At 69.0% G+C, this 24046-nt stretch carries 25 protein-coding genes; 11 read left to right on the forward strand and 14 right to left on the reverse strand.

Annotated features, from left to right (window positions below; all coding sequences use genetic code 11):
* Position 1: 1 nt before the first annotated feature.
* Positions 2-817: a hydrolase gene (locus OG876_RS06460; RefSeq protein ID WP_328523851.1), complete on the reverse strand. Its 816-nt coding sequence runs from the start codon at positions 815-817 to the stop codon at positions 2-4.
* 139 nt (positions 818-956) lie between these two features.
* Here OG876_RS06460 and sdhC point away from each other — a divergent pair, with 139 nt between their 5' ends.
* The 6 genes from sdhC to OG876_RS06490 all read left to right on the forward strand — a co-directional run bounded on the left by sdhC (position 957) and on the right by OG876_RS06490 (position 6623).
* Complete coding sequence (gene sdhC, locus OG876_RS06465; protein WP_131352855.1) at positions 957-1334, forward strand: succinate dehydrogenase, cytochrome b556 subunit; 378 nt, start codon at positions 957-959, stop codon at positions 1332-1334.
* Between the two features lies 1 nt (position 1335).
* A complete protein-coding gene (locus OG876_RS06470) occupies positions 1336-1800 on the forward strand; it encodes a succinate dehydrogenase hydrophobic membrane anchor subunit (RefSeq protein ID WP_328523852.1) in 465 nt (154 codons plus the stop codon).
* A 7-nt stretch (positions 1801-1807) separates the two neighbouring features.
* The gene (gene sdhA, locus OG876_RS06475; protein ID WP_328523853.1) at positions 1808-3550 is read left to right on the forward strand and encodes a succinate dehydrogenase flavoprotein subunit; all 1743 of its coding nucleotides are present in this window, start codon (positions 1808-1810) and stop codon (positions 3548-3550) included.
* Complete coding sequence (locus OG876_RS06480; RefSeq protein WP_328523854.1) at positions 3550-4254, forward strand: succinate dehydrogenase iron-sulfur subunit; 705 nt, start codon at positions 3550-3552, stop codon at positions 4252-4254. Before sdhA ends, OG876_RS06480 begins: the two co-directional genes overlap by 1 nt.
* A gap of 86 nt (positions 4255-4340) precedes the next feature.
* Positions 4341-5504: a sialidase family protein gene (locus tag OG876_RS06485; RefSeq protein WP_328523855.1), complete on the forward strand. Its 1164-nt coding sequence runs from the start codon at positions 4341-4343 to the stop codon at positions 5502-5504.
* A gap of 126 nt (positions 5505-5630) precedes the next feature.
* Positions 5631-6623 (forward strand): IS481 family transposase, encoded by a 993-nt coding sequence (locus OG876_RS06490; RefSeq protein WP_328523856.1) that lies wholly within the window; start codon positions 5631-5633, stop codon positions 6621-6623.
* Position 6624: 1 nt separating this feature from the next.
* Here the strand turns inward: OG876_RS06490 and OG876_RS06495 are convergent, their stop codons facing one another.
* Together OG876_RS06495 and OG876_RS06500 are read right to left on the reverse strand one after the other, a co-directional pair.
* The gene (locus tag OG876_RS06495) at positions 6625-7056 is read right to left on the reverse strand and encodes a DUF2000 domain-containing protein (protein ID WP_328523857.1); all 432 of its coding nucleotides are present in this window, start codon (positions 7054-7056) and stop codon (positions 6625-6627) included.
* A 58-nt stretch (positions 7057-7114) separates the two neighbouring features.
* Positions 7115-7522: a MarR family winged helix-turn-helix transcriptional regulator gene (locus tag OG876_RS06500; RefSeq protein WP_328523858.1), complete on the reverse strand. Its 408-nt coding sequence runs from the start codon at positions 7520-7522 to the stop codon at positions 7115-7117.
* Positions 7523-7573: 51 nt separating this feature from the next.
* On the opposite strand from OG876_RS06500, the gene OG876_RS06505 reads away from it, so the two are divergent.
* Positions 7574-8320 (forward strand): alpha/beta fold hydrolase, encoded by a 747-nt coding sequence (locus OG876_RS06505; RefSeq protein WP_328523859.1) that lies wholly within the window; start codon positions 7574-7576, stop codon positions 8318-8320.
* On the opposite strand, the gene OG876_RS06510 is transcribed toward OG876_RS06505, so the two are convergent.
* On the reverse strand, positions 8295-9125 hold the full coding sequence (locus OG876_RS06510) for a M55 family metallopeptidase (protein ID WP_328523860.1): 831 nt from the start codon (positions 9123-9125) through the stop codon (positions 8295-8297). The genes OG876_RS06505 and OG876_RS06510 overlap by 26 nt on opposite strands.
* Positions 9126-9150: 25 nt before the next feature.
* On the opposite strand from OG876_RS06510, the gene OG876_RS06515 reads away from it, so the two are divergent.
* Complete coding sequence (locus tag OG876_RS06515; protein ID WP_328523861.1) at positions 9151-9942, forward strand: helix-turn-helix transcriptional regulator; 792 nt, start codon at positions 9151-9153, stop codon at positions 9940-9942.
* On the opposite strand, the gene OG876_RS06520 is transcribed toward OG876_RS06515, so the two are convergent.
* The 7 genes from OG876_RS06520 to OG876_RS06550 all read right to left on the reverse strand — a co-directional run bounded on the left by OG876_RS06520 (position 9914) and on the right by OG876_RS06550 (position 18389).
* On the reverse strand, positions 9914-10150 hold the full coding sequence (locus OG876_RS06520; RefSeq protein WP_328523862.1) for an SCO4848 family membrane protein: 237 nt from the start codon (positions 10148-10150) through the stop codon (positions 9914-9916). The two genes, OG876_RS06515 and OG876_RS06520, sit on opposite strands and share 29 nt — an antisense overlap.
* A gap of 158 nt (positions 10151-10308) precedes the next feature.
* Positions 10309-13065, reverse strand: coding sequence for an AAA family ATPase (locus OG876_RS06525; protein WP_328523863.1), 2757 nt, complete (start codon positions 13063-13065; stop codon positions 10309-10311).
* 371 nt (positions 13066-13436) lie between these two features.
* The gene (locus OG876_RS06530) at positions 13437-14156 is read right to left on the reverse strand and encodes a FadR/GntR family transcriptional regulator (RefSeq protein ID WP_328523864.1); all 720 of its coding nucleotides are present in this window, start codon (positions 14154-14156) and stop codon (positions 13437-13439) included.
* Between the two features lie 9 nt (positions 14157-14165).
* Positions 14166-14945, reverse strand: a complete 780-nt coding sequence (locus OG876_RS06535; protein ID WP_328523865.1) for a 3-oxoacyl-ACP reductase — start codon at positions 14943-14945, stop codon at positions 14166-14168.
* The gene (locus OG876_RS06540; RefSeq protein ID WP_328523866.1) at positions 14946-16292 is read right to left on the reverse strand and encodes an aldehyde dehydrogenase family protein; all 1347 of its coding nucleotides are present in this window, start codon (positions 16290-16292) and stop codon (positions 14946-14948) included.
* Positions 16289-17050 (reverse strand): gamma-glutamyl-gamma-aminobutyrate hydrolase family protein, encoded by a 762-nt coding sequence (locus tag OG876_RS06545; protein WP_328523867.1) that lies wholly within the window; start codon positions 17048-17050, stop codon positions 16289-16291. Before OG876_RS06545 ends, OG876_RS06540 begins: the two co-directional genes overlap by 4 nt.
* Complete coding sequence (locus OG876_RS06550) at positions 17031-18389, reverse strand: glutamine synthetase family protein (RefSeq protein WP_328523868.1); 1359 nt, start codon at positions 18387-18389, stop codon at positions 17031-17033. Before OG876_RS06550 ends, OG876_RS06545 begins: the two co-directional genes overlap by 20 nt.
* Before the next feature lie 219 nt (positions 18390-18608).
* Here OG876_RS06550 and OG876_RS06555 point away from each other — a divergent pair, with 219 nt between their 5' ends.
* Positions 18609-19583, forward strand: coding sequence for a zinc metalloprotease (locus tag OG876_RS06555; protein ID WP_328523869.1), 975 nt, complete (start codon positions 18609-18611; stop codon positions 19581-19583).
* A gap of 46 nt (positions 19584-19629) precedes the next feature.
* Positions 19630-20763 (forward strand): D-alanyl-D-alanine carboxypeptidase family protein, encoded by a 1134-nt coding sequence (locus tag OG876_RS06560; RefSeq protein WP_328523870.1) that lies wholly within the window; start codon positions 19630-19632, stop codon positions 20761-20763.
* Between the two features lie 3 nt (positions 20764-20766).
* Here the strand turns inward: OG876_RS06560 and OG876_RS06565 are convergent, their stop codons facing one another.
* The 3 genes from OG876_RS06565 to trpS are packed head-to-tail and all read right to left on the reverse strand — an operon-like array spanning position 20767 to position 23427.
* Positions 20767-21807 carry a YihY/virulence factor BrkB family protein gene (locus OG876_RS06565; RefSeq protein WP_328523871.1) on the reverse strand — a complete coding sequence of 347 codons (1041 nt, stop codon included), beginning with the start codon at positions 21805-21807 and terminating at the stop codon, positions 20767-20769.
* 44 nt (positions 21808-21851) lie between these two features.
* The gene (locus tag OG876_RS06570) at positions 21852-22364 is read right to left on the reverse strand and encodes a 2'-5' RNA ligase family protein (protein WP_328523872.1); all 513 of its coding nucleotides are present in this window, start codon (positions 22362-22364) and stop codon (positions 21852-21854) included.
* Positions 22365-22371: 7 nt separating this feature from the next.
* Positions 22372-23427 (reverse strand): tryptophan--tRNA ligase, encoded by a 1056-nt coding sequence (trpS, locus tag OG876_RS06575; protein WP_328523873.1) that lies wholly within the window; start codon positions 23425-23427, stop codon positions 22372-22374.
* A gap of 73 nt (positions 23428-23500) precedes the next feature.
* Between trpS and OG876_RS06580 the strand changes: the two genes are divergently transcribed.
* Positions 23501-24046 carry an alpha/beta hydrolase gene (locus OG876_RS06580; protein ID WP_328523874.1) on the forward strand — a complete coding sequence of 182 codons (546 nt, stop codon included), beginning with the start codon at positions 23501-23503 and terminating at the stop codon, positions 24044-24046.

The following is a 24046-nucleotide window of genomic DNA, read 5'->3' on the forward strand; positions in this document are numbered from 1 at the left end:
ATCAGGTCAGGTGGTCGTAGTCGCCGCGGACCCAGGCGGCGTGGCGGTCGGCGGAGCGGCGGACGACGGCCTTGGCGTCGACCGGGATCACCGAGCCGAAGTTGTTGTAGAGGCGGTCGTAGGCGAACGGGTCGAGTGACTTCGCGACCCGGTCGACGACCGCGCCGGACAGGGGGATGCGGTTCGGGTAGCTGCGCATGAAGCTGACCGAGGTGCGGTCGGGGTTGGCGAAGATGGTGTCGCCGGACAGGATCACACCTTTGCCGTTGGCACCGTTCGCCCAGTGCACCACCGCGCTGCCCGGGAAGTGCCCACCCGGCTGGATCAGGGTCACACCGGGCAGCGGGGTGAGCTTGCCCGACCAGGTCCGGATCACCGGGTCCTGCCGGGCCACCCACCCGGCATCCGCCTCGGACACGTAGACCGGCACATCGCCGAGCCGGTGGCTCCACTCGACCTGGACGCCGTACATGTGCGGGTGGCTGGCGACGATCGCGACCACGTCGCCGAGCTCGCGGACCCGGCGTACGGCGTCGTCGTCGACGTACCCGATCGGGTCCCAGAGCAGGTTGCCCTCGGCGGTCCGCACCAGCATCGACTGCTGGCCGATCCCGACCGGCGGCTTCGACCGGACGCCGTACAGGTCCGGCTCCACCTCCTCGATGGTGACCTCGGTACCGGCCGCGGCCAGCTCCTCGAGCGTGGTCCAGTGCTGGCCGTCGGCCGGCACCCACTGCCGCTCGTCGGCGCAGATCGCGCAGACCTCGACCTGCTCGGAGTGCTCGACCGCACAGGTCGCACAGATCCAGAAACTCACCGTAGTTCTCCCCTCAGTCACGCACCGACGCGACCGACATCACACACATCGCGATCGATGTCACATCTGTCAGGACATTTCACCTCAAGGAGCGGGTCTAGCATCAAGACGACCTGGTGTTTGCGAGGAGGAGGATCTGGTGCCCAGCAAACCAGCCGGCACGCTCTACCGCGGCCGGGAGGGTATGTGGTCATGGGTCGCGCACCGGATCACCGGCGTGGGGATCTTCTTCTTCCTGCTGGTGCACGTGCTGGACACCGCGCTGGTGCGGGTCTCCCCGGAGGCCTACAACGAGGTCATCGGCACCTACAAGAACCCGATCGTCGGCCTCCTCGAGGTCGGGCTGGTGGCGGCGATCCTGTTCCACGCGTTCAACGGCATCCGGTTGATCCTGGTGGACTTCTGGGCCAAGGGCCCGCGCTACCAGCGGCAGCTGATGATCGGCGTCGGGGTGATCTGGGTGGTGCTGTTCGTGCCGTTCGTCATCCGGCATCTGACCCACGTGTTCGGAGGCTGAGATGTCTGACAGCTCGGGCATCGCGGCCCCTCGATCCAGCACCCGCAGCCGTTCGCTGAAGGGCGGCGGCCGGAACCGGTCCGGCCAGACCAACTTCGAGCTGTACAGCTGGCTGTTCATGCGGCTGTCCGGGCTCGCCCTCGTGATCCTGGTGCTCGGCCACCTGTTCGTGAACCTGATGCTCGGCGGCGGGATCACCGCGCTGGACTTCGGCTTCGTGGCCGGCAAGTGGGCCAACCCGCTCTGGCAGGTCTGGGACCTGCTGATGCTGTGGCTGGCGATGCTGCACGGCAGCAACGGCCTGCGCACGATCATCAACGACTACGCCGAGAAGGACCAGACCCGATTCTGGCTCAAGGCCCTGCTGATCACGGCGGCGCTCGTGATCGTCGTCCTCGGCACGCTGGTGATCTTCACGTTCGACCCGTGCCTGGACCCCAACTCCACATTGTCTGTCTGTAAGTAAGGAAGTCATGCAGCAGCATCAGTACGACGTCATCATCGTCGGAGCAGGTGGCGCCGGCATGCGCGCCGCCCTCGAGTCGAGCAAGCGGACGCGCACCGCAGTACTGACGAAGCTCTACCCGACCCGGTCGCACACCGGCGCGGCCCAGGGCGGCATGTGCGCCGCGCTGGCCAACGTCGAGGAGGACAACTGGGAGTGGCACACCTTCGACACGGTCAAGGGTGGTGACTTCCTGGTCGACCAGGACGCGGCCGAGGTGATGTGCCGCGAGGCCGTCGACGCGGTCCTCGACCTGGAGAAGATGGGCCTGCCGTTCAACCGGACCGCCGAGGGCAAGATCGACCAGCGGTTCTTCGGCGGCCACACCCGCAACCACGGCGAGGCCGTCGTACGGCGTTCCTGCTTCGCGGCGGACCGCACCGGCCACATGATCCTGCAGACGCTGTACCAGCAGTGCATCAAGCAGAACGTCGAGTTCTTCAACGAGTACTACGTCCTCGACCTGCTGATGACCGACGGCAAGGCCAGCGGCGTGGTCGCGTACGAGCTGGCCACCGGCGAGCTGCACGTGTTCTCGGCCAAGTCGGTCATCTTCGCGTCCGGCGGGTTCGGCAAGGTGTTCCGGACCACGTCCAACGCGCACACGCTGACCGGCGACGGGATGGGCATCGTCTGGCGCAAGGGCCTGCCGCTGGAGGACATGGAGTTCTTCCAGTTCCACCCGACCGGCCTGGCGGGTCTCGGCGTACTGCTGTCCGAGGCCGCGCGTGGTGAGGGCGGCATTCTGCGGAACAAGGACAACGAGCGGTTCATGGAGCGGTACGCCCCGACCGTGAAGGACCTGGCTCCGCGGGACATGGTCGCCCGCGCGATGGCGAACGAGGTCCGCGAGGGCCGCGGCTGCGGTCCGGACGGCGCGTACGTGATGCTCGACCTGACCCACCTGGAGCCGGCGCACATCGACGCGAAGCTGCCGGACATCACCGAGTTCGCGCGGACCTACCTGGGCGTGGAGCCGTACACCGAGCAGATCCCGGTGTTCCCGACCGCGCACTACGCGATGGGCGGCATCCCGACCAACATCAAGGGCGAGGCGCTGGCCGACAACGACACCGTGATCCCCGGCCTGTACGCCGCGGGTGAGGTCGCCTGCGTGTCCGTGCACGGAGCGAACCGCCTGGGCACGAACTCGCTGCTCGACATCAACGTGTTCGGCCGGCGGGCCGGGATCGCGGCCGCCGAGTACGCCGGGACCGCGGTCTTCGAGGAACTGCCGGACGACCCGTCGGCGTACGTCGTCGACCTGGTCGAGGGACTGCGCAACTCCACCGGGGGCGAGCGGATCGCGGCGATCCGGGCCGACCTGCAGGCGACGATGGACCTGAACGCCCAGGTGTACCGGACCGAGGGCTCGCTGAAGCAGGCGCTGGTCGACATCGAGGCGCTCAAGCTGCGGTTCACCCAGGTCGGCGTCCAGGACAAGGGCAAGCGGTTCAACACCGACCTGCTGGAGGCGGTCGAGCTCGGCTTCCTGCTCGACCTGGCCGAGGTGCTGGTGGTGTCCGCGCTGGCCCGCAAGGAGTCCCGCGGCGGTCACTTCCGGGAGGACTACGCGACCCGCGACGACGTGAACTTCATGCGGCACACGATGGCGTACCGCGAGATCGATGGCGAGGGCAACGAGAACATCCGGCTCGACTACAAGCCGGTCGTCCAGACCCGTTACAAGCCGATGGAGCGGAAGTACTGATGGACGTCAAGGTCAAGATCCTCCGCTACAACCCGGAGGTCGTCGACGAGGCCGAGTGGAAGACGTACGCCGTCACCCTGCAGCCGACCGACCGCGTGCTGGACGCGCTGCACAAGATCAAGTGGGAGCAGGACGGCACGCTGACCTTCCGGCGGTCCTGCGGGCACGGTGTCTGCGGCTCGGACGCGATGCGGATCAACGGCCGCAACCGGCTGGCCTGCAAGACGCTGATCAAGGACCTGAACCCGGACAAGGAGATCACCGTCGAGCCGATCAAGGGCCTGCCGGTGCTCAAGGACCTGGTCGTCGACATGGAGCCGTTCTTCGACGCATACCGCGCGGTGATGCCGTTCCTGGTCACCAGCGGCCACGAGCCGACCCGGGAGCGGATCCAGTCGCAGGCCGACCGGGACCGCTTCGACGACACCACCAAGTGCATCCTGTGCGCCGCCTGTACGACGTCCTGCCCGGTGTTCTGGTCCGACGGCCAGTACTTCGGCCCGCAGGCGATCGTCGGCGCGCACCGGTTCATCTTCGACAGCCGTGACGAGGGCACCGAGCAGCGGCTGGAGATCCTGAACGACAAGGAGGGCGTCTGGCGCTGCCGGACCACCTTCAACTGCACCGACGCCTGCCCCCGCGGCATCGAGGTCACCAAGGCCATCCAGGAAGTGAAGCGAGCGCTCATTTTCCGACGGGTGTGACGGGACACTAGACTTCACTGCGCAACCAGCCTCTGGCCCCGCGACGTCGAAGGGTCGGAGGCTGATCGCTACCCCGGGGGTGACATTTGCTGCGTCTGCGCGAGTACTTCGACCGCTCCTACCCTCGCTTGATCGAGCGGTTGGAGCGCCTCGGCGTACCTCGGCGCTGGCCGCCGTTGCTCATCGTCGGCGTCGTGGCGGCCACGATGTCCGTCGTCCTCGCGGCTGGCGTCTGGATCACCGGCCGGAGCGGGCCCAGTGATCCGCCGATCGCCATCCTGCCCGCGGCCGCGGTGAAGGACGGGACCTCCGTGGTGACCGCGGGGACGGCACAGCTGCGGTCGGTCGCGATGGTGACGCGGAACCGCTGGGCGGCCGGCTGGGCCGAGTGCGCAACGGGTCCGCAGTGCCGCTACTCGGCGGTGCTCGACCGCGACGGCGTGAAGGCCACCGCGCCGGAGTGGCCGGTGCCGTACGCGACGCTGCGGACCGGGGACGAGGCGATCGCGGTCGCCCCGCCCGCGGAGGGCACCCTGACCGGGGACGCGACCTTGCTGTTCCGGTTGACGTACGACGGTCCGGTGACGTCGAGACTGCAGTACGTCCTGCCCACCCGGACCTTCCGCAGCGGCGAGATCCTCACCGATCGGATCGTGCCCGGCCGGATCGTCGTGGTGAACGTCGAGGACTCGACCGTCCGGATGCTGGAGACCGCGGCGACGAGGTCGCCGGTCTGCGACACCGGCGGACGGTGCTGGGCGCTGACCGGGATCGGCCGGACGGACATCGTCTGGACCGACGACGGCGGCGCGACCTGGGGCTCGGCGCCACTGGACGCGAAGAACCAGCGCGGGCGGCTCGCGGTCAGCCCGGACGGCAAGACCCTCGTGGCGACCGCGGTCACCATCGGCAGTCTGTCCGAGACGGTCTCGACGATGCGGATCTCGACCGATCGGGGCGCCCACTGGACGACGGTGCGGAACACTCCGTGGAGCCTGAACGCCGGCCCCGTCGTCTTGAACGACGGCACTGCCATGGTGCTCGGCGGCCGCTTCGGCGACCCGACACCGCACCTGTACCGGATCAGCGACGGCCTGGCGCGCCCCGACCGCGGATCCCCCGGCGTGCTCGCCCACCTGGCCGGCGACGCCCACCTCCTCTACGGCCCCGAGGTCTCCAAGCGCCACACGACCCGCCTCGCCCTCAGCACGGACGGCGGCACCACCTGGGAGTACGTCGTACCCCGCTAGCTGTACTGACCAGGCACGTTGGTTGAGAAAGTGTGACGACACGCGGTGAGTGTTGTTGAAGGGTGAAGACCTCCCGGCGTGGAGTGGAGCTGTCTAGGAACCAGTTCCAGCACTCAGGAGGTCTTCGTGTCCCACGCTAACGCTGCCTTGACTCCTCGCGCGCGTTTACGGCTGGCGCGTCTGGTGGTGGACGACGGCTGGCCGATCGCGCGGGCCGCGGAGTTGTTCCAGGTGTCGTGGCCGACCGCGAAACGCTGGGCCGGCAGGTACCGTCACCTCGGCCCGGCCGGCATGGGTGACCGCTCGTCTCGGCCCCACCACCAACCCAACCGGACCCCGCCACACCTGGTCCGCCGGATCGTCAGCCTGCGCCGCCGTCACCGGCTCGGGCCGGTCCAACTCGCCGATCGACTCGGCCTGGCGTCCTCGACCGTGCACGCCGTCCTGACCCGGTGCCGGCTGCACCGGCTGTCCCACCTCGACCGGTACTCCGGCGAGCCGATCCGCCGCTACGAACACCCATACCCCGGCGCCCTGCTCCACGTCGATGTGAAGAAACTCGGCAACATCCCCGACGGCGGCGGCTGGCGCTACCTCGGCCGCGCCCAGGGCAACAAGAACCGGGTCGCCACCGGTGGCAAGCCCCGCAACGCCTACTACAACAACAAGATCGGCACCGCGTTCGTCCACACCGTCCTCGACGACCACTCCCGCGTCGCCTACGCAGAAATCCACGACGACGAAACCGCCACCACCGCGACCGCCGTACTGCGTAACGCCGTCGCCTGGTTCGCCGACCGCGGCGTCACCACCGAGCGGGTCTTGTCCGACAACGGCTCGGCCTACCGCTCCCACCTGTGGCGCGACACCTGCCTAGCCCTCGGCATCACACCCAAGAAGACCCGCCCATACCGGCCCCAGACCAACGGCAAAATCGAGAGATTCCACCGCACCCTCGCCGACGGCTGGGCCTTCAAACAGCTCTACCCCACCGAACAAACCCGCCGCGACGCACTACCCGCCTGGCTCCACCACTACAACCACCACCGACCCCACACCGCAATCGGCCAACTCCCACCCATCACCCGCCTAACCAACCTCCCTGGTCAGTACAGCTAGCTCAGGGGTGTTTGGTGGCGCCCTTGAGGACCTTGTCGACGGCGTTCTTCGGGCCGTAGACGGCGATCCCGACCAGGTCGAGCTCACTGGTGGACACTGCCTTCACGGCGGCGCGGTTGTCGCGGTCGTTGCCGGTAGCAAACAAGTCCTGGGTGAAGACCGAGTGCTCGATCTCCCGCTGGAGCGCCCGCTGATGCGCCGTCGCCATGAACTCCTTGCTGCCCTCGAACACCATCACCGGCTGCCGGAACATGGGCAGATACCGGGTCCCGTCGGCGTCCTCGTAAGGCTCCCCGACCACCTCGGGACGAGTCCCGGCGATCCCACTCACCAGGAACGCGGCGACGTTGAGGCGCTGCCACACCGCCAGGTCGTCACGCAGCAGCACCGCGATCTTCGTGTCGAACCGGATCGACTCAGCTTCGTCAGTCATAACACCAGCCTGGCCCGGCACCCCACCGGTCGGCTTGTACGTTCTTGACCAATGTCGCTCACCCGGACGCCTTCCGCAGGAGCTTGAGCAGCGTAACCCGCTCTGCAGGCGACAATCCGCCGACCGAAGCGGTCAGGACGGTGTCGAGGATCCGGTCACCCGCCTTGCGGATCCGCTCACCGTCCGGGGTGAGCCGATGCCGGACCGCCCGGCCGGATCCCTCCAGGCGCTCGAGCAGGCCGCGCGCCACCATCCGGGCGGCCAGCGAACCCATCGACTGATCGGTCTGGAAGGTCAGCTGGGCGAGCTCGTGCAGCGAGGCATCGGGACGTTCGTGCAGCCGGCGGAGCACGTCCCACTGGGGCAGCGAGACACCGAGCTCGGCCAGACCTTTGCTCGCCTCGGTGTGATGCCGCCACTGCAGCCGCTTCACCGCGATCCCGACGTCCTGTACGGAAGGTTCCACCCCCGCACCCTACCATTGCTTATATAAGCTTCCTGATCTAAGGTTCCTTATATGACACCTTCGATCGTCCAGTACGGCACCGGCCGGCCAGTCCTTCTGCTCCACGGCGGAGGCGGGCCGCAGACGGTCAGCGAGTTCGGCGCCCGGCTCGCCGCGGAGCTCCCGGCGCACGTCGTCGTACCCACTCACCCAGGGTTCGGCGGGACGCCCAGGCCGGACGAGCTGACGACCATCTCCGGACTCGCGAAGGTGTACGCCGAACTGCTCGACGAGCTCGCGCTCGACGACGTGACGGTGATCGGCAACTCGATCGGCGGGTGGATCGCGGCCGAGCTGGCACTGCTCGGGTCACCACGGGTCGGGTCCGTGGTGCTGGTGGATCCGGTCGGCATCGTCGTACCGGACCATCCGGTGGTGGACTTCTTCGCCCTGACGTTCCCGGAGATCGCCGAGCTCAGCTACTACAACCCCGACGGCTTCCGGATCGATCCGGCGGCGCTGCCACCGGCGGCCCAGGAGCAACTGGCGGCCAACCGCGCCGCGCTCGCCGTCTATGCCGGCGAGATGGTGGATCCGGCCCTGCGCGGCCGGCTGGCCGCGATCACGCAGCCGGCGCTGGTGATCTGGGGTGACAGCGACCGGATCGCCGACCCCGGCTACGGGCAGGCGTACGCGGACGCCATCCCGGGCGCCGACTTCGAGGTGCTCCCGCAGACCGGCCACCTCCCACAGTTGGAGAGCCCAGACCTGCTGCTCTCAGCCTTGCGGAGTTTCAGCAGTACGGCGGGTTCGAGGTGACGGCGGTCGCCACGCGGAGGAAGAGGTTGAAGAGGCGGTAGAGGTGGAGCATGTCGCCCTCGACGGCGACCGTGCGGTCGTCGCGGCGGGTGACGCCGGGGATGGCGGTCAGGTGGGAGGCGACGGAGGCCGATTGCCAGCGGACCGCCAGGTGACGGGTCGTGGTCGAGTCGGTGGTGATGCCGGGGAGGTTGCGGAGCGCTTCGCTGGTGGTGCCTTCGATCGCGGCACGGGCTTCGGCGATAGGGACCAACTGGGCGGCGAAGCGATCCTTGGCGAACTTGACCGGGACGGTGGCGACCGCTGGGTCCCACGCCTTCATCTCGGCGCACGCGGTGTCGTCGCCGGTGAGGAGGGCGACGGGTACGCCGTACGCGGACGAGGCGGCGTGGAGGAGGCCGATCTCGCCGGTGGGGTCGTCGTCCAGCCAGATGTCCTCGATCTCGTGGCCCATGAAGCTGTGGCTCAGTACGCCGAGGACGCCGGCGCGGGCGTGGAAGCCGACGCAGAGGACGGCGTCGTACTCGCCGGTCAGGCCCTCGATCATGCCCATCGGCTTCGGCCGGCCCTTGATCAGCGTCGCGCGCGGGTCGAGCAGGTCCGGGAGGATGTTGCGCATCGGGCCGTGGGCGTCGTTCACCAGGACGGCCGTCGCGCCGGCGTCGTACGCTCCCCGGACGGCGGCGTTCACGTCCTCGGTCATCAGCACGCGGCCGCGTTCGTAGTCCCGGCCGGGCGGCTGGACGTCCTCCGCGTCGACGAGTCCGGTGATGCCTTCCATGTCCGCGCTCAGGTAAACCTTCACGGGACGCAAGCGTATGTTCTTGGGTATGAGCGGCGGCGCTGAGGTCCGGGCGTGGCGGCCCGGGCTGAGCGGGGTCGTCGAGGTCCTGCACGCGCATTTCCCGTCGCATGCGTACCCGAGCCACACCCACGACGCGTGGACCGTGCTGATCGTCGACGAGGGTGTCGTCCGCTACGACCTGGACCACCGCGAGCACGGCTTGGCGCAGGCGCAGGTCTCACTGTTACCGCCGCATGTGCCGCACGACGGGCGGTCGGTCCGGCCGGAGGGGTTCCGCAAACGGGTGCTGTACCTCGAGCCCGATCGGCTCGGCGACAACCTGATCGGCGCGGCCGTCGACCAGCCCGAGTACGTCGATCCGCTGCTCAGGCACCGGATTCATCAGTTGCACGGCGTACTGCTCGACGGCAAGGAGGACATGGAGGCGCAGAGCCGGCTGACGCTGATCGAGGAACGCCTGACCCAGCACCTCCGCCGGAACGTGCTCGATCCGCCGGATCGGAGTGATCCCACGGTCGCCTCACGGCTGCGCGACGTACTGGATGCCAACGTGCCGGCCGGGATCACGCTGGACGACGCGGCCAAGTTGGTGCACGCGCACCCGGCCCATCTGGTCCGGGCGTTCAGCCGCGAGTTCGGGATGCCGCCGCATCGGTATCTGACCGGGCGGCGCGTCGATCTGGCCCGGCGATTCCTGCTCGACGGCTGTCCGGCCGCCGAGGTCGCCGCGCTGGCCGGCTTCTACGACCAGTCCCACCTGAACCGGCACTTCCGGAAGATGCTCGGGGTCACACCGTCGAGTTTTGTGAAGCGTTGACCCGTGCCGCCTTGTAGGCCCGGACACCCCAGGTGCCGAGCAGGGCGGCGATCAGCAGGTTGACGACGATCAGGATCGTGTGGGCCACGTAGTACCCGGTCGGACGGCCCTCGGTGTCGGCCAGCGCCTTGATGAAGCGCAGGTACGTGACCACGTTCCAGACCGCGATGCCGAGCAGGATCAGTGCGTGCTTGCGTTCGAGTTTCACCCACTCATTGTCCCCGAGCGTGAGAACGGGGCGGCCGCGCCTCACTCGGTCGCCCCGCCGGAGCGGAGATCTCACCCCACCGACCCTCGTCCATGGCTCGTCGAGCAGCAAGACATCGCAAGCTACTCCCGGGTCACCACAAGGGTTTCCCTGCGGACTCAGGGGTTGGGGCGGTCGACCATCCGGAGGAGCTGGGTGCGGTTGGCGACACCGAAGCGGCGGTAGAGGCGGGTGAGCTGGGACTCGACCGCCTTCACCGACAGGTACAGCGCGGCGGCGATCTCGCGGTTCGTGGAGCCGTCGCGGACCATCGCGACGATCTGCTGCTCGTTGTCGGTCAGCTCCGACGGCTGCCGGCTGCGGCTCGGTACGTCGAGACGGGCGAGCTCGGTCTCGGCGACCTCGCGCCAGGCGGGAGCGCCGTACGCCTCGAACTGCTCGATGGCGTCCAGGAACGCCGTCCGCGCGACCGAACGGCGGCGGGCCTGCCGGGCGACTCGCCCGCGGGTGAGCTCACAGCGGGCCAGGTCCAGCGGGTAGACGCGGTCGCCCGCCGTACTGATCGTTTCCTCCAGCAGGTCCAGGGCGGCGGCTGGATCGCCCTGCTTGGCGATCAGCAGCGCCTCGGACCGGGCCAACCCCACCCGCACGACCGCGCGGTCCAGGTTGTCCGCGCGGGTCCGGATGTCGGCGATCAACGCGGCGGCGTCCTCCAGCCGGCCGGCCGCGACGAGCGCCTCCGCGTAGTCCGCGTGCCACGGGATCACCGCCGGGTCGAACGGCATCGCCGCCTCCCCCGACTCCGCGATCGCGTCGAACGACTCCACCGCACGCTGCGGATCCCCGGTCAGTACGGCGATCAGCCCGAGGCTGGCCAGCGCCGGGCCGGTCCATTCGTCGTTCCCGACCAGTCGGACACCCTCGAGCGCCGCCTCCGCCAGCTGCCGGCCCATCGCCGCCGCACCACCGGCCCACTCGGCGCGGCTCGCGATGATCATGCCGACCTCGGCCTCTTCGCCGATGTCCTGCATCAACTGGTAGCACTCGTGCCCGGCGGCCAACGCGTCCGCACCGCGCCCGCTGCGCTCGTAGATCGCGGTCGCGGAGATCAGGACGGACGCCAGCCACCGCATCGCGCCGTTGTCGCGGACCTCGTCGACCAGTGCGGTGATCGCGGCGATCGCCTCGTCCGTGCGGCCGCGGAACAGTTCACGCATCGCGGCCATCTGCCGCGCGTTCACCACGGTCTTGGTCAGCGGCAGCTCACCGGCCAGCTCGGCGGCCTGCTGCAGCAACGCGTCCGCGGTCTGCTCGGCGTCGCGCGCGATCTGCACCGAACTCGCGGCGCTCAGCGCGTCCACCAGCGCCTCGGTGTCATCGGACGCGCGGGCCAGAGCCTCAGCGACGCGCGCGTCCTCCTGCGCCTCGTCGAGCCGGCGATCGAAGTACTCGCTGTGGCTGCGCATGATCCGCACCCGCGCCTCGAGCCGCTGGTCGCCGAGCGACGCCTGGAAGGCCTCGTCGAGCAGTTCGACGCGACGGTCCCGGTCGGGCCAGGCCGCGTCCGCCAGCAGCAACAGCGCGAGCACCTTGTTCTCCGGTGTGGTCGCCGCCTGTACGGCGAGCCGCGCCATGTCGGCCGACTCCGCGAGATGACCGGCGGCCGCGGCGTCGTCAGCGGCCCGGGTCAGTCGTCGGGCCCGCTCGTCCGGCAGCGTGCTCGGCGTACGCTCCGCCGCCAGGCGCCACAGCGTCGCGGCAGCGCCGGGCGCACCTCGGCCGGCTGCGACCGTCGCGGCCTCTTCGATCGTGGCGGCGAGTTCCGGGTCGGCCTCCTGGGTGGCGAGCGCGCGGTGGGTCGCGTTCTCCACCGGCTCGTCGACCACGGCCGCCAGCTGGGCGTGGGCCTGACGACGGGCTGCTGACGTGGCTTCGGCGTACACGAACTCCCGGAGCAGCGGGTGGGAGAACCGCAACCGCTCGGAGGAGACGTCGATCAGTCCGAGCGCCTCCGCCTCCGCGAGCTCGGTGTCGATCGGCCGGCCCAAGGACTGCGCGAGCTGGGTCGTGGTCGGGCGTGGCGACGACGCCGCGTGCAGGAGGAGCTCATGCGTGGCGGTGCTGAGGTCGGACAGACGGTCACCGAGGAGAGTCTTGAGCCGGCTCGACACCGGCAGCGGGTCGTTGGGCGAGACGCCTTCCGGATGACGCAGTACGGCGCGTCCGAGCTCGAGCGCCATGAACGGGTTGCCGGCACTCGCGGTGAAGATGCGCCGCGCCGTACGCACCGGGAGCGGGCTGGACAGGCGCTGCCGGAGCAGGCCGAGCACGTCAGGCTCGGTGAGCGGTGGGACCTCCAGCTGGAGGACCGGCTCAGGGCAGGCCTCGGCCATCATCGGGAGGTCGCCGTCGGCCACCTGCTCAGTGGCGAGCATGTGCACGCCCTCGGACAGTCGCCGGGCACAGAACGTCAGCACTTCCAGGCTCGACGGATCCACCCACTGGATGTCGTCCACGACGAGCAGGACCGGTCCGCCCGCGGCCAGGCGGCGGAGGACATGCAGTACGGCGAGGCGCACAGCCAGCTCGTCACGGACGGTGTCGGGCGCACTGGCCTTGAGCAGGGCGACCTCGAGCGGCTGGCGGAGGTGGTCGGGCAGCACCTGCCAGGCGAGCTCGAGCTGGTTGGAGAGGAGGTCGAGGAGGGTGACGTACGGGAGGCCGGCTTCGGACTGGGACGGCGCGGCGCTGAGAATCCGGCAGCCGGCCCGGGCCCGGTCCGCGACGAGGGCGCGGCCGAGGGCCGACTTGCCGATCCCGGTCGGGCCGTAGAGCAGCACACTGCCGCTGGTCTCGAGCTGCTTGTTCGCACGCTCGACCAGCCCGGCGCGCCCGACCAGCTCGTCGTCAGTCATCGATCACTAAATCCCCTCGAAGGCCGCTCGACCTTTTTGTTGGCCCTCGCCGATTATCACAGTCAACGACCGTCCGACACGGCGAGTGTCACATGAGGAAACCATCCCGTCACCATCCTGTCACCCGACGCTGCCCAGATCAGAGCAGTCAGGGCGGCACGATCGTGCCGGGGCACTGATGGCCCACGTGGTTGCGACAAAGTTCAACCGCCTGCCACGCAAGAGCACGACAAGCGATTGAAAGTTGCTGGAATTGAGACGGATTCGAGATCGCACGCGATGGTGCCCGGCCAGATCGCGTTCGTTGGCGTCCGGTCCGGTGGTTGATCTTGTGCCAGAACGACGACCCCGCAGCCGGTGAACCAGGACCATCAGGCGAGGAAGGCTCTCAACAGGGTGGCGGTTCCGGACAGGTGCTCTTGCATCGCGTGGCGTGCTGCCTCGGGATCGTCGGCGAGGATGGCGTCGACGATCGCCTGATGCTGGTCGTTCGAGTGCTGGATATTCCTTTCCAGCAAGGGGATCGCGTCCAGGAGTTCGTTCAGGCGCATGCGGACGTCGGCGGTCGCGGACGTCAGCGACGGAGAGCCGGTCACCTCCGCGATGGCCAGATGCAGCCGGGAGTCGAGCCGGCGGTAGTCGGCCAGCGTCGCGGCGGACGTCTCCGCCAGGCAGCGGCACAAGTGCTCCCGCTCCGCCTCCGACAACGCCCGCGCGGCGGCGGCTTCGGCGGCACCGGTTTCGAGCGCGGAACGCAGTACGAGCGCGTCCTCCAGCCCATCGCCCAACTCCCGGGCCAGACGTTTCGCCGGGGTACGGCGGGGCTTCGGCAACCGCTCGTTGACGAAGGTACCGCCGTACCGGCCACGCCGGGATTCGACGTACCCGGCCTCCGCGAGCACGTGGATCGCCTCGCGGAGGGTGACCCGGCTGACGTTCAGGCGGGCGGCCAGGTCGCGTTCGGACGGCAGCCGGTCGCCCGGCACGACGACGCCGAGCTTGATTGCCTGCAGCAACCGCTCGACCGCCTCCTCGAACGGGTTCCCGGTCCGCACCGGCCGGAACACCGCGTCGTCTGCCTGGCCAATCATGACCGCAGCCTAGAGCGGAGTCACGTAGGCGCCCGAGATTCCCCCGTCGACGAGAAACGTGTTGGCGGTGATGAAGGAGGCGTCGTCGCTGGCCAGGAAGGCGACCGCGGCCGCGATCTCCTCCGGCTCGCCGAACCGGCCCATCGGGACGTGCACCAGCCGGCGCTGCGCCCGCTCCGGGTCCTTCGCGAACAGCTCGGCCAGCAGCGGCGTGTTCACCGGTCCCGGGCAGAGCGCGTTGACCCGGATCCCCTGCCGGGCGAACTCGACCCCGAGCTCCCGACTCATCGCCAGTACGCCGCCCTTGGACGCGGAGTACGAGATCTGTGACGTCGCCGCGCCCATCACCGCGACGAACGATGCGGTATTGATGATCGAGCCCTTGCCCTGCCGTTGCATGTAAGGGATCGCCGCCTTGCAGCACAGGTACACCGAGGTCAGGTTGACCTCCTGGACCTTCCGCCACGCCTCCAGCCCGGTGTCCAGGATCGACGCGTCGTCGGGCGGCGAGATACCCGCGTTGTTGAACGCGATGTCCACACTGCCATAGGTGTCGAAGGCCTGCTTGAAAAGGTTGTCCACCGCGGCCGCGTCGGTGACGTCGGTCGCGACGAACAGCCCGCCGGCCTCGTCCGCGGCGGCCTTGCCCGCGTCCGGGTCGAGGTCGCCGACCACGACCTTGGCTCCCTCGGCGGCGAGCCGCCGTACGGTGGCCAGGCCGATCCCGCTCGCGCCGCCGGTCACCACCGCGACGCGGCCCTCGAGCCGGCTCGCCTTCACGTCACTCATTCAGTCCTCCGTGCTGATGAAGATGTTCTTGGTCTCGGTGAACGCGGCCAGCGCGTCCGGCCCGAGCTCGCGGCCGAGCCCGGACTGCTTGTAGCCGCCGAACGGCGTCGAGTACCGGACCGACGAGTTCGAGTTGACCGACAGGTTGCCGGCCTCGACGCCGCGGCTCACCCGCAGCGCTCGGCCGACGTCCCGAGTCCAGATCGAGCCGGACAGCCCGTACTCGCTGTCGTTCGCGATCCGCACCGCGTCCGCCTCGTCCGCGAACGGGATGACCGCGACCACCGGCCCGAAGATCTCCTCCCTGATCGCACGGTCGCCGGCAGGTGCGAGGACGGTCGGTGGGAACCAGAACCCCGGGCCAGTCGGCGCCGTCCCTTGGATCGCAGGATTGTCGACAAAGGACGCGACCCGCTCGAGCTGACCTCTGGAGATCAACGGCCCCATCTCCGTCAACGGATCACTCGGGTCCCCGACCTTGAGGTTCTTCACCGCCGGCTCCAGCAACTCCATGAACCGGTCGTACGCCGACCGCTCGACCAGGATCCGCGACCGCGCACAACAGTCCTGCCCGGCGTTGTCGAACACGCCGTACGGCGCCTGGGCCGCGGCCTTCTCCAGATCCGCGTCGGCGAAGACGATGTTGGCCGACTTCCCGCCGAGCTCCAGCGTCACCCGCTTCACCTGGTCGGCGCAGCCCGCCATGATCTGCTTCCCGACCACGGTCGACCCGGTGAAAACCACCTTGCGTACGGCGGGATGCGTGACGAACCGTTGCCCGACCACCGTTCCCTTCCCCGGCACGACCTCGAACACACCCGGCGGGAGTCCGGCCTCCACCGCGAGCTCCCCGAGGCGGATCGCGGTCAACGGTGTGAGCTCGGCCGGCTTGAGGACAACAGTGTTGCCGGCGGCAAGGGCCGGGGCGAATCCCCAGCCGGCGATGGGCATCGGAAAGTTCCACGGCGCGATCACGCCGACCACGCCGAGCGGCTCCTGGAAGGTGATATCGATGCCCCCGGCAACAGGTATCTGCCGGCCGAACAGGCGTTCCGGCGCGGCCGAGTAATACGTCAGCACGTCGCGGACGTTGCCCGCTTCCCAACGGGCGTTGCCGATGGTGTGACCGGCGTTCTCGACCTCCAGTGCGGCGAGGTTCTCCAGGTCGGCGTCGACCGCGTCGGCGAACCGGCGGAGCAGCCGGCCGCGATCCGCCGGGGTGACGTCCCGCCAGGTCTCGAAGGCCCTGGCGGCACGGGCGATCGCCTCGTCCGTCTCCTGCTCGGTAGCCAGGGCGATCGTGCGGACCACTTTCTCGGTGGCCGGGTTGATCACGTCGTACGTCATGCTGTGCTCCTGGTTGCGGCGATCAGTGCGGTGAACAGCCGCAGATCATCGGGGTTCTCCTCCGGGTGCCACTGCACTCCGAGGGCGAAGGCGTGGCCGTCCACCTCGACCGCCTCGACGGTCCCGTCACCGGCGCGGGCGGTGACGGTCAGGCCCGGCGCGAGTACGTCGATGGCCTGGTGGTGATAGCAGCGCACGCCGGCGCGGTCGCCGAGGATCCGGCCTGCGAGCGAGTCGGGCTCGAGCTTGACCTCGATCGTGCCGAAGACCGCGGGCGACGGGCGGTGCTCGTCGTGCGTGATCACGTCGGGCAGGTGCTGGTGCAGCGTCCCGCCGAGCGTGACGTTGAGCATCTGCAGGCCGCGGCAGATCGCGAGGAGCGGGAGATCCCGGTCGAGTGCGCCCTGGATCAGCGTGCGCTCATGCTCGTCCCGGCCGGGCCTGGTGTCGACCGTTTCCGGATGCGGCGTCGCGTCGTACGACGCTGGATCGACGTCGCACCCGCCGGCGATGATCAGGCCGTCCAGGAGATCCAGGACGGTCGGATCGGTCCCGACCGGCGGCAGGAGCAGCGGCACCCCTCCGGCCGCGGCCACCGCATCCAGGTAGACGCGCGGCAGCAGCGCGGCGTCACGCTCCCAGATCCCCCAGATCGTCGGCTCCAGGTACGTCGTGATGCCGATCCTCGGATGGCCGACGGTCCTGTTGTCGACGGGCAGATTGTCGACAACAGGACGATCAGAGTCGTTCGAAGCCACGGATCCGCTCCCAGTCGGTGACGGCGGCGTCGTACGCGTCGAGCTCGACCCGCGCGGTGTTGGTGTAGTGGTCGACCATCTCGTCGCCGAATGCCTCCCGGGCGAGCTTCGAACCGGTGAACAGCGCGGCCGCCTCGCGCAGCGTGGACGGGACGTGGTCCTTGTCGGACTCGTACGCGTTGCCCGCCAGCAGCGGCTCGAGCTCGAGGTCGTTCTCGATGCCGTGCAGGCCGGAGGCGATGATCGCGGCGACCGCGAGGTACGGGTTCACGTCGCCGCCGGGGAGGCGGTTCTCGACCCGGAGTGAGTCGCCGTGACCGACCACGCGGAGCGAGCAGGTCCGGTTGTCCAGCCCCCAGGCGACCGCGGTCGGCGCGAAGCTGCCGCGGACGAATCGCTTGTAGGAGTTGATGTTCGGCGCGAGCAGATAGGTGAACTCGGGCAGGCAGGCGAGCTGGCCGGCGATGAACCGCTCCATCAGCTCGGAGAACCCGTGGTCGCGGTCTCCGGCGAGGACGGCGTCACCGTCGGTGGAGCGGAAGCTGAGGTGGATGTGACACGAGTTGCCCTCGCGTTCGTCGTACTTCGCCATGAAGGTCAGGCTCTTGCCGTGCTTCGCGGCGATCTCCTTCGCACCGGTCTTGTAGATCGAGTGGTTGTCGCAGGTCACCAGGGCCTCGTCGTACCGGAAGGCGATCTCGTGCTGGCCGAGGTTGCACTCCCCCTTCGCGGACTCGACGTACAGGCCGGCGCCGGTCATACCTTTGCGGATGTCTCGCAGCAGTGGTTCGATCCGCGCGGTGCCGAGGAGGGAGTAGTCGACGTTGTACTGATTCGCCGGGGTGAGGTCGCGGTAGCGCTTGTCCCAGGCCGACTCGAACGTGTCGTCGAAGACGATGAACTCCAGTTCGGTCCCGACGTACGCCCGCAGATTCTTCTCGGCCAGGCGCTCCAGTTGCTTGCGCAGCACCTGCCGGGGCGACGCCACCACGGGCGTCCCATCCAGCCACTGCACGTCACACAGCACCATCGCCGTACCTTCGAGCCACGGCACCAGCCGGAGCGTGTCGAGATCAGGCCCCATCACCATGTCGCCGTACCCCCGCTCCCAGGACGCCATCGCGTAACCGCCCACGGTGTTCATGTCCACGTCGACCGCGAGCAGGTAGTTGCACCCCTCGGTCCCGTGCTTCAGCACCTCCTCGAGGAAGTACCGCCCACCACACCGCTTCCCCTGCAACCGCCCCTGCATATCGGTCATGGCCACCAGCACGGTGTCGATCCGGCCGGTGCCGACCAGATCCCGCAACTCCTGCACAGTCAACTTCCCAGTCGCCACGGCCACTCCCGAATCTATTGGTCTACACCCAGCCCATTGACTCAAAGCCCAGGTATCGCTGTCAACAGCCTCACCCGAGCCAGGCAGCCACGGAAGACGCGGCGTGGTGGTGCCTTGGCACTGGGGGGACAGGGAACGGCTAGGCGGGGTGCGGGATCGTGGGGAAAATCGCGGGATTCGGCCGCACCGCCCAAGCGGCCCGATCTCGGAGGACGCATCATGCGGTTTTCAATTCCTTCCCCGCCCCACCGCCCCGGTCCTTTCATCACCCGTCCCCGCGCCCTGGCTGTGTTGATGGCCGGTACGGCGCTCGCGTTCAGCCCACTCGGAGGCCAGGCAACCGCGCAGTTGCCGGCCGACCAGGTGGGGAAGCCGTGTCTCACGCCGGCCGAGGGTCCCTCGGCGCGTGGTGGGTTCGGCGCCGACCACCGGGAGTTGTCGGCGGCCGAGCAGAAGGCGATCGATGCCAAGACGGCGGAGATCCTCAAGGCCAAGGCGGCCCGTGGACTGGCTCCCCAGGCCGGCAAGCTGGCCGCGGCGAGCGTTCCGGTCTACATCCACGTGATGCGGAGCAGCTCCGGCGCCGGCGACGTGACCGCGACCCAGATCAACCAGCAGATCGCCGAGCTGAACCAGGACTTCGCCGGCGGCGAGTCGTCGCAGGCCGCGAACACCGGCTTCACGTTCTACCTGGCCGGCACCGACCGGTTCAACAACAACACCTGGCACCGCGACGGCCAGAGCACGACGTACCGGTCACAAACGCGCAAGGGTGGCAAGAACGCCCTGAACATCTGGCTGGTCGACTTCTCCTACCTCGGCATCGCGACGTTCCCGTGGGACTACGCGAGCAACCCGTCGATCGACGGCATCCGGGTGCAGTACAGCTCGCTGCCCGGCGGTTCGGCGACCAACTTCAACCTCGGCAAGACCGCGTCCCACGAGGCCGGTCACTGGTTCGGGCTCTACCACACGTTCCAGGGCGGTTGCACGAGCACGAACGACTCCGTGTCCGACACGCCGGCCCAGAGCAGCGCCAGCAGCGGCTGCCCGACCGGCCGGGACTCCTGCTCGCTGCCGGGTGTGGACCCCATCCACAACTACATGGACTACTCCTACGACTCCTGCTACAACCAGTTCACTCCGGGCCAGAGCACCCGCATCAGCACCATGTGGACTGCCTATCGGGCATGAGACCCGACTGTGACATCTGCCCCACGAGGCAACTAGAGTGCGGCCGATGCGTTTGCTTCTGACGGGCTGCGCGGCCGCCGCACTGGTGGTCACCGGACCTCTGACAGCGACCGCCGCCGACCAGGGCTCACAAGGCCCGGTCGGCGGCGACCTGCTGACCGCGAAGCCGACGGTCGTCGCCGACGGGGCGGCACCGCCGGCCGTCCAGGCGTCGGCGTACGTCGTCGCCGACCTCGACACCGGCGCCGTACTCGCCGCCAAGGCACCGCATGCCAAGCTGCGGCCCGCCAGCACGCTCAAGACCCTGACGGCCCTGGTCCTGCTGCCGCGGCTGAAGAAGACCGACCAAGTAGTCGGTACAGACGCCGACGCCGGGATCATCGGCAGCAAGGTCGGTGTCTACCCGGGACTGACCTACACGGTCGACCTGCTCTTCCAGGGCATGTTCCTGGCCTCCGGGAACGACGCGGTGCACGCACTGTGTGCGCACGACCAGGGCGGCATACCGGCGACCATCCAGCGGATGAACCAGAAGGCCGCCGAGATCGGGGCCCTCGACACCCACGTGACCGACCCGACCGGCCTCGACGCCGACGGGCAGTACTCCAGCGCCTACGACCTGGCCCTGTTCGCACAGAACGGCCTGGGCCGCCCGGACTTCGCGAAGTACGCGTCGACGAAGTACACGGCCTTCCCGAACGCAGGCAAGGGCAAGGGGACCTACCAGGTCGCGAACCAGAACAAGCTGCTGTTCAGCTACGACGGCGCACTGGGCGTCAAGACCGGCTACACCACGCTCGCCCGCAACACGTTCGTCGGAGCGGCCCGACGCAACGGGCACACGCTGGTGGTGACCATGATGAACGCGCCACATGGCATCACCGAGGACGCCAGCAACTTGCTCACCTGGACGTTCGACAACTACGGCAAGCTCAGCCCTGTCGGCAGCCTGGTCAAGCCCGCGGTGAAGCCCAAGTCCGCTCCCGAGCCCGCCGCCGGCAAGAAGACCCAGTCCTCCGGTACGACGCACCCGCCGCGCAGCCGCACAGTCCTGAACCCTGGCCAGGCCGTGCAGTCCCTGGCCTTCCGAGTCCCCGCCTGGGCGTACGCCGGCCCGCCCGTACTGCTCCTGGGTCTCTTCCTCCGCCGCCCACGCACCCTGCGCCGGCGCCGTCACTGAGGCCTAACGCCGAAGCGAGCGAGCGGCCCTGCCGACCTGCGCGGCCAGAATGGACACGGTGACGCCCAGCACTGCACCGGCGGCGACCGCCACGGTGTCGGCTTTCCGCTGCGGCACCGGCACCACTTTGTAGCGCTTCCCAGGCGGCCCCAGCAGCAGTGGCTCCTCCACCAACTCTGGCTCCGCCGGCTCCGGCTCGGGCTCGGCCTCGCCCGGAGCCTGGGCGTCCAGGGTCGCCTCCTTGGTCCACGCCGCGATGACCATGATCGCGCGCGTCAGCAGGTAGATCCACACCAACAACGCCAGCGGCAGGGCCAGAGTGCCGTACGCCGCGTTCGTCCCGATGACGTGGGTCACATACAGACTGCCGAGCTTCTGCGCGAGGTAATACAGGATGCCGCCGGCCAGTGCCGCGATCAGCGCGACCTTCCCTGGCAGGATGATCCGCGGCAGGGCCGTCTGCAGGTAGAGGATCAGGATGGCACCTGTCACGATGCCTAGCACGACGCTGAGGACGGTCAGAAAGCTCCCGTCCAGATTCGTCCGGTCGACGATCCGCTGCGTCAGCGCGGACAGGACCGACGAGGCACCGGCGGAGATCAGTCCGATCAGGCCCAGCCCGACGAGGGCAACGAAGTCCCAGAGCTTCACCAGCACGAAGTTGCCGGGCTGGTCGTCCAGTTCGTGCATCGACCGGATCGAGGCCCGCATCGAGTCGATCCAGCCGAGCCCGGTGAACAGCAACGTGACCGCGGAGATCAGTCCGATGGTGCCGGCGTGGGCGATCAGCGAGTCGATGTCGATCTGGTTGTCGATGCCGGGGAGGTTCTGGTGCAGAGTGTCCTTCAGCGTGTCGACCGCTTCGTCGCCGAGCAGCGCACCGGTGATCGCCGCGGCCAGCACGATCAGCGGGAACATCGACAGGAACCCGAAGAAGGTCGTTGCCCCGGCCAACCGGTTGCCCCGGCAGTTGCCGTACCGCTGCCAGGCCCGCCACACCTGGGTCTTGCCGAACCACTGCCACGCCGCCTTGATGGTCCCCATACCGCTCCTGTACCCGAGAGTGCCGGACCTAGCCTGCCAGCGAGCTAGGCCGCGAGTGGGAAGGCGCGCTGCGGCCGCCACACGCCGTCGGCGCCGTGCTCGTAGCGACTGAAGAACTCGACGTCGAACGAGCAGTCGTATTCGGCCAGGGCGTCGTACGCGCGGTCCAGCGCATCCTTGTCCAGGTCATGGGCGATCGTGACATGGGGGTGGTACGGGAACCGCAGATCGACCTGGAGCGGGCCGGACCGGACCTGGGACTGCAGCACCTCGCAGGACGAGATGCCCTCGGCCAGCGGGACGAACACGACCGGCGAGATCGGCCGGAAGGTCGCCGTACCGCGCAGGCGGATCCGGAAGCTCGGGAACCGGGCCGCCACCGCGAGCAGGTGCTCGTCGACCCGGCCCAGGTCCGCGTCGTCGATCTCGGTCGGCGGCAGCAGGGTCACGTGGGTGGGGATCGACGCGGCCATCGGATCGCCGAACTCGGCCCGGTACTTCTGCAGCTCCGAGCCGTAGGGTTCCGCGATCGGGATCGCGACACCGATCGTCGCCATCCGGGGCCTACCGGCCCACTGCCGGACCGGGTACGAAGCCCAGCCGGTCGTAGACCCGCTGCAGGGTCGGCTCGGTGACCGCGCGGGCACGTTCGGCGCCGGCGGCCAGGATCCCGTCCAGCTGCGCCGTGTCGTCGAGATAGCCCAGCGTCTTCTCCCGGAACGGCGTGACGAACTCGACCACGACCTCGGCCAGATCCTTCTTGAAGTCGCCGTACCCGCGGCCGGCGTACTCGTCCTCGAGTTCGCTGATCTTGCGGCCGGTCAGGGCCGAGTAGATGGTCAGCAGGTTGGCCACGCCGGCCTTGTTCTCCGGGTCGAACACGACGTCGCGGCCGGAGTCGGTGACGGCGGAGCGGATCTTCTTCGCGCTCACCTTCGGGTCGTCGAGCAGGTCGATGATGCCCGCCGGTGAGGACGAGGACTTACTCATCTTGGCGCTCGGGTCCTGCAGGTCCGCGATCTTCGCGGTCTCCTTGACGATGTACGGCTCCGGCAGCCGGAAGGTCTTGCCGAACCGGTGGTTGAACCGCTGGGCCAGGTCGCGGGTCAGCTCCAGGTGCTGGCGCTGGTCCTCGCCGACCGGGACGCGGTCGGCCTGATAGATCAGGATGTCCGCGGCCTGCAGGATCGGGTACGTGAACAGGCCGACGGTGGCGCGGTCGGCGCCGCCCTTGGCGGACTTGTCCTTGAACTGCGTCATCCGGCTGGCCTCGCCGAACCCGGTCAGGCAGCCGAGCACCCAGGCCAGCTGGGCGTGCTCGGGCACGTGCGACTGGACGAACAGGGTCGAGCGCTCCGGATCGATGCCGGCCGCGAGCAGCTGCGCGACCGAACGACGGGTCCGATCCCGCAGCGCCTTCGGCTCGTACTCCACCGTGATCGCGTGCAGGTCGACGACGCAGTAGAACGCGTCATGGTCGTCCTGCAGGGCCACCCACTGCCGCAACGCGCCGAGGTAGTTGCCGAAGTGGAAGGAGTCCGCCGTCGGCTGGATCCCGGACAGCACCCGAGGGCGACGCTGGGAACCGGCTGCGGAGGGGTCAGACGCAGCTAGGGACATACCCCAGATTCTGCCAGCGTCGTCAGTCCACCCCACACCGGGGCGGGTCCCCCCGACTCATAGACTGCGGCCTATGACTTCGCGCACAGCCGTGGTCCTGCCCGGCGGCCAGAACGGCCCGGCCGCCCCGCTGCCGATGTTCGCCTCCGACGCGGCCGAACAACGTGGTGCCCGCGTCCTGCCGGTGTGGTGGGACGAGCCCGACCGCCCGCCCACCCTGAAGGAGGAGGAGCGCGGCCCCTGGGTCCTGCCACAGGTCGCCAAGGCCCTCGACGGTGTCACCGGCGACGTGGTGCTGATCGGGAAGTCACTCGGCACCTTTGGCGCCGCCCTGGCCGCCGAGCGCGGACTGCCGGCGATCTGGCTCACACCTCCGCTGACCAGCGACTGGGTGATCGACAGCCTGCGCCGGTCGACCGCGCCGTTCCTCCTGGTCGGCGGTACGGCGGACGGCCTCTGGGATTCGGCGCTCGCTCGTGAGCTCACGCCGTACGTGCTGGAAGTGCCGGACGCGGACCACGGGATGTATGTGCCGGGCCGGCTCGCGGAGTCGGCTGCCGTGCTGGGCCAGGTGGCGACCGCCGTCGAGGACTTTCTCGACCAGGTCATCTGGCCTTAG

The sequence above is a fragment of the Kribbella sp. NBC_00359 genome, assembly GCF_036097425.1.
Lineage (GTDB): Bacteria > Actinomycetota > Actinomycetes > Propionibacteriales > Kribbellaceae > Kribbella.

Coding starts and splice junctions, on each gene's coding strand:
- OG876_RS06525 (WP_328523863.1), bottom strand. CDS start 13,065: ATGACTGACGACGAGCTGGTCGGGCGCGCCGGGCTGGTCGAGCGTGCG.
- OG876_RS06570 (WP_328523872.1), bottom strand. CDS start 22,364: ATGGCGACGATCGGTGTCGCGATCCCGATCGCGGAACCCTACGGCTCG.
- OG876_RS06535 (WP_328523865.1), bottom strand. CDS start 14,945: ATGAGTGACGTGAAGGCGAGCCGGCTCGAGGGCCGCGTCGCGGTGGTG.
- trpS (WP_328523873.1), bottom strand. CDS start 23,427: ATGTCCCTAGCTGCGTCTGACCCCTCCGCAGCCGGTTCCCAGCGTCGC.
- OG876_RS06580 (WP_328523874.1), top strand. CDS start 23,501: ATGACTTCGCGCACAGCCGTGGTCCTGCCCGGCGGCCAGAACGGCCCG.
- OG876_RS06505 (WP_328523859.1), top strand. CDS start 7,574: ATGACACCTTCGATCGTCCAGTACGGCACCGGCCGGCCAGTCCTTCTG.
- OG876_RS06515 (WP_328523861.1), top strand. CDS start 9,151: ATGAGCGGCGGCGCTGAGGTCCGGGCGTGGCGGCCCGGGCTGAGCGGG.
- sdhA (WP_328523853.1), top strand. CDS start 1,808: ATGCAGCAGCATCAGTACGACGTCATCATCGTCGGAGCAGGTGGCGCC.
- OG876_RS06530 (WP_328523864.1), bottom strand. CDS start 14,156: ATGATTGGCCAGGCAGACGACGCGGTGTTCCGGCCGGTGCGGACCGGG.
- OG876_RS06470 (WP_328523852.1), top strand. CDS start 1,336: ATGTCTGACAGCTCGGGCATCGCGGCCCCTCGATCCAGCACCCGCAGC.
- OG876_RS06480 (WP_328523854.1), top strand. CDS start 3,550: ATGGACGTCAAGGTCAAGATCCTCCGCTACAACCCGGAGGTCGTCGAC.
- OG876_RS06495 (WP_328523857.1), bottom strand. CDS start 7,056: ATGACTGACGAAGCTGAGTCGATCCGGTTCGACACGAAGATCGCGGTG.
- OG876_RS06560 (WP_328523870.1), top strand. CDS start 19,630: ATGCGTTTGCTTCTGACGGGCTGCGCGGCCGCCGCACTGGTGGTCACC.
- OG876_RS06565 (WP_328523871.1), bottom strand. CDS start 21,807: ATGGGGACCATCAAGGCGGCGTGGCAGTGGTTCGGCAAGACCCAGGTG.
- OG876_RS06555 (WP_328523869.1), top strand. CDS start 18,609: ATGCGGTTTTCAATTCCTTCCCCGCCCCACCGCCCCGGTCCTTTCATC.
- OG876_RS06540 (WP_328523866.1), bottom strand. CDS start 16,292: ATGACGTACGACGTGATCAACCCGGCCACCGAGAAAGTGGTCCGCACG.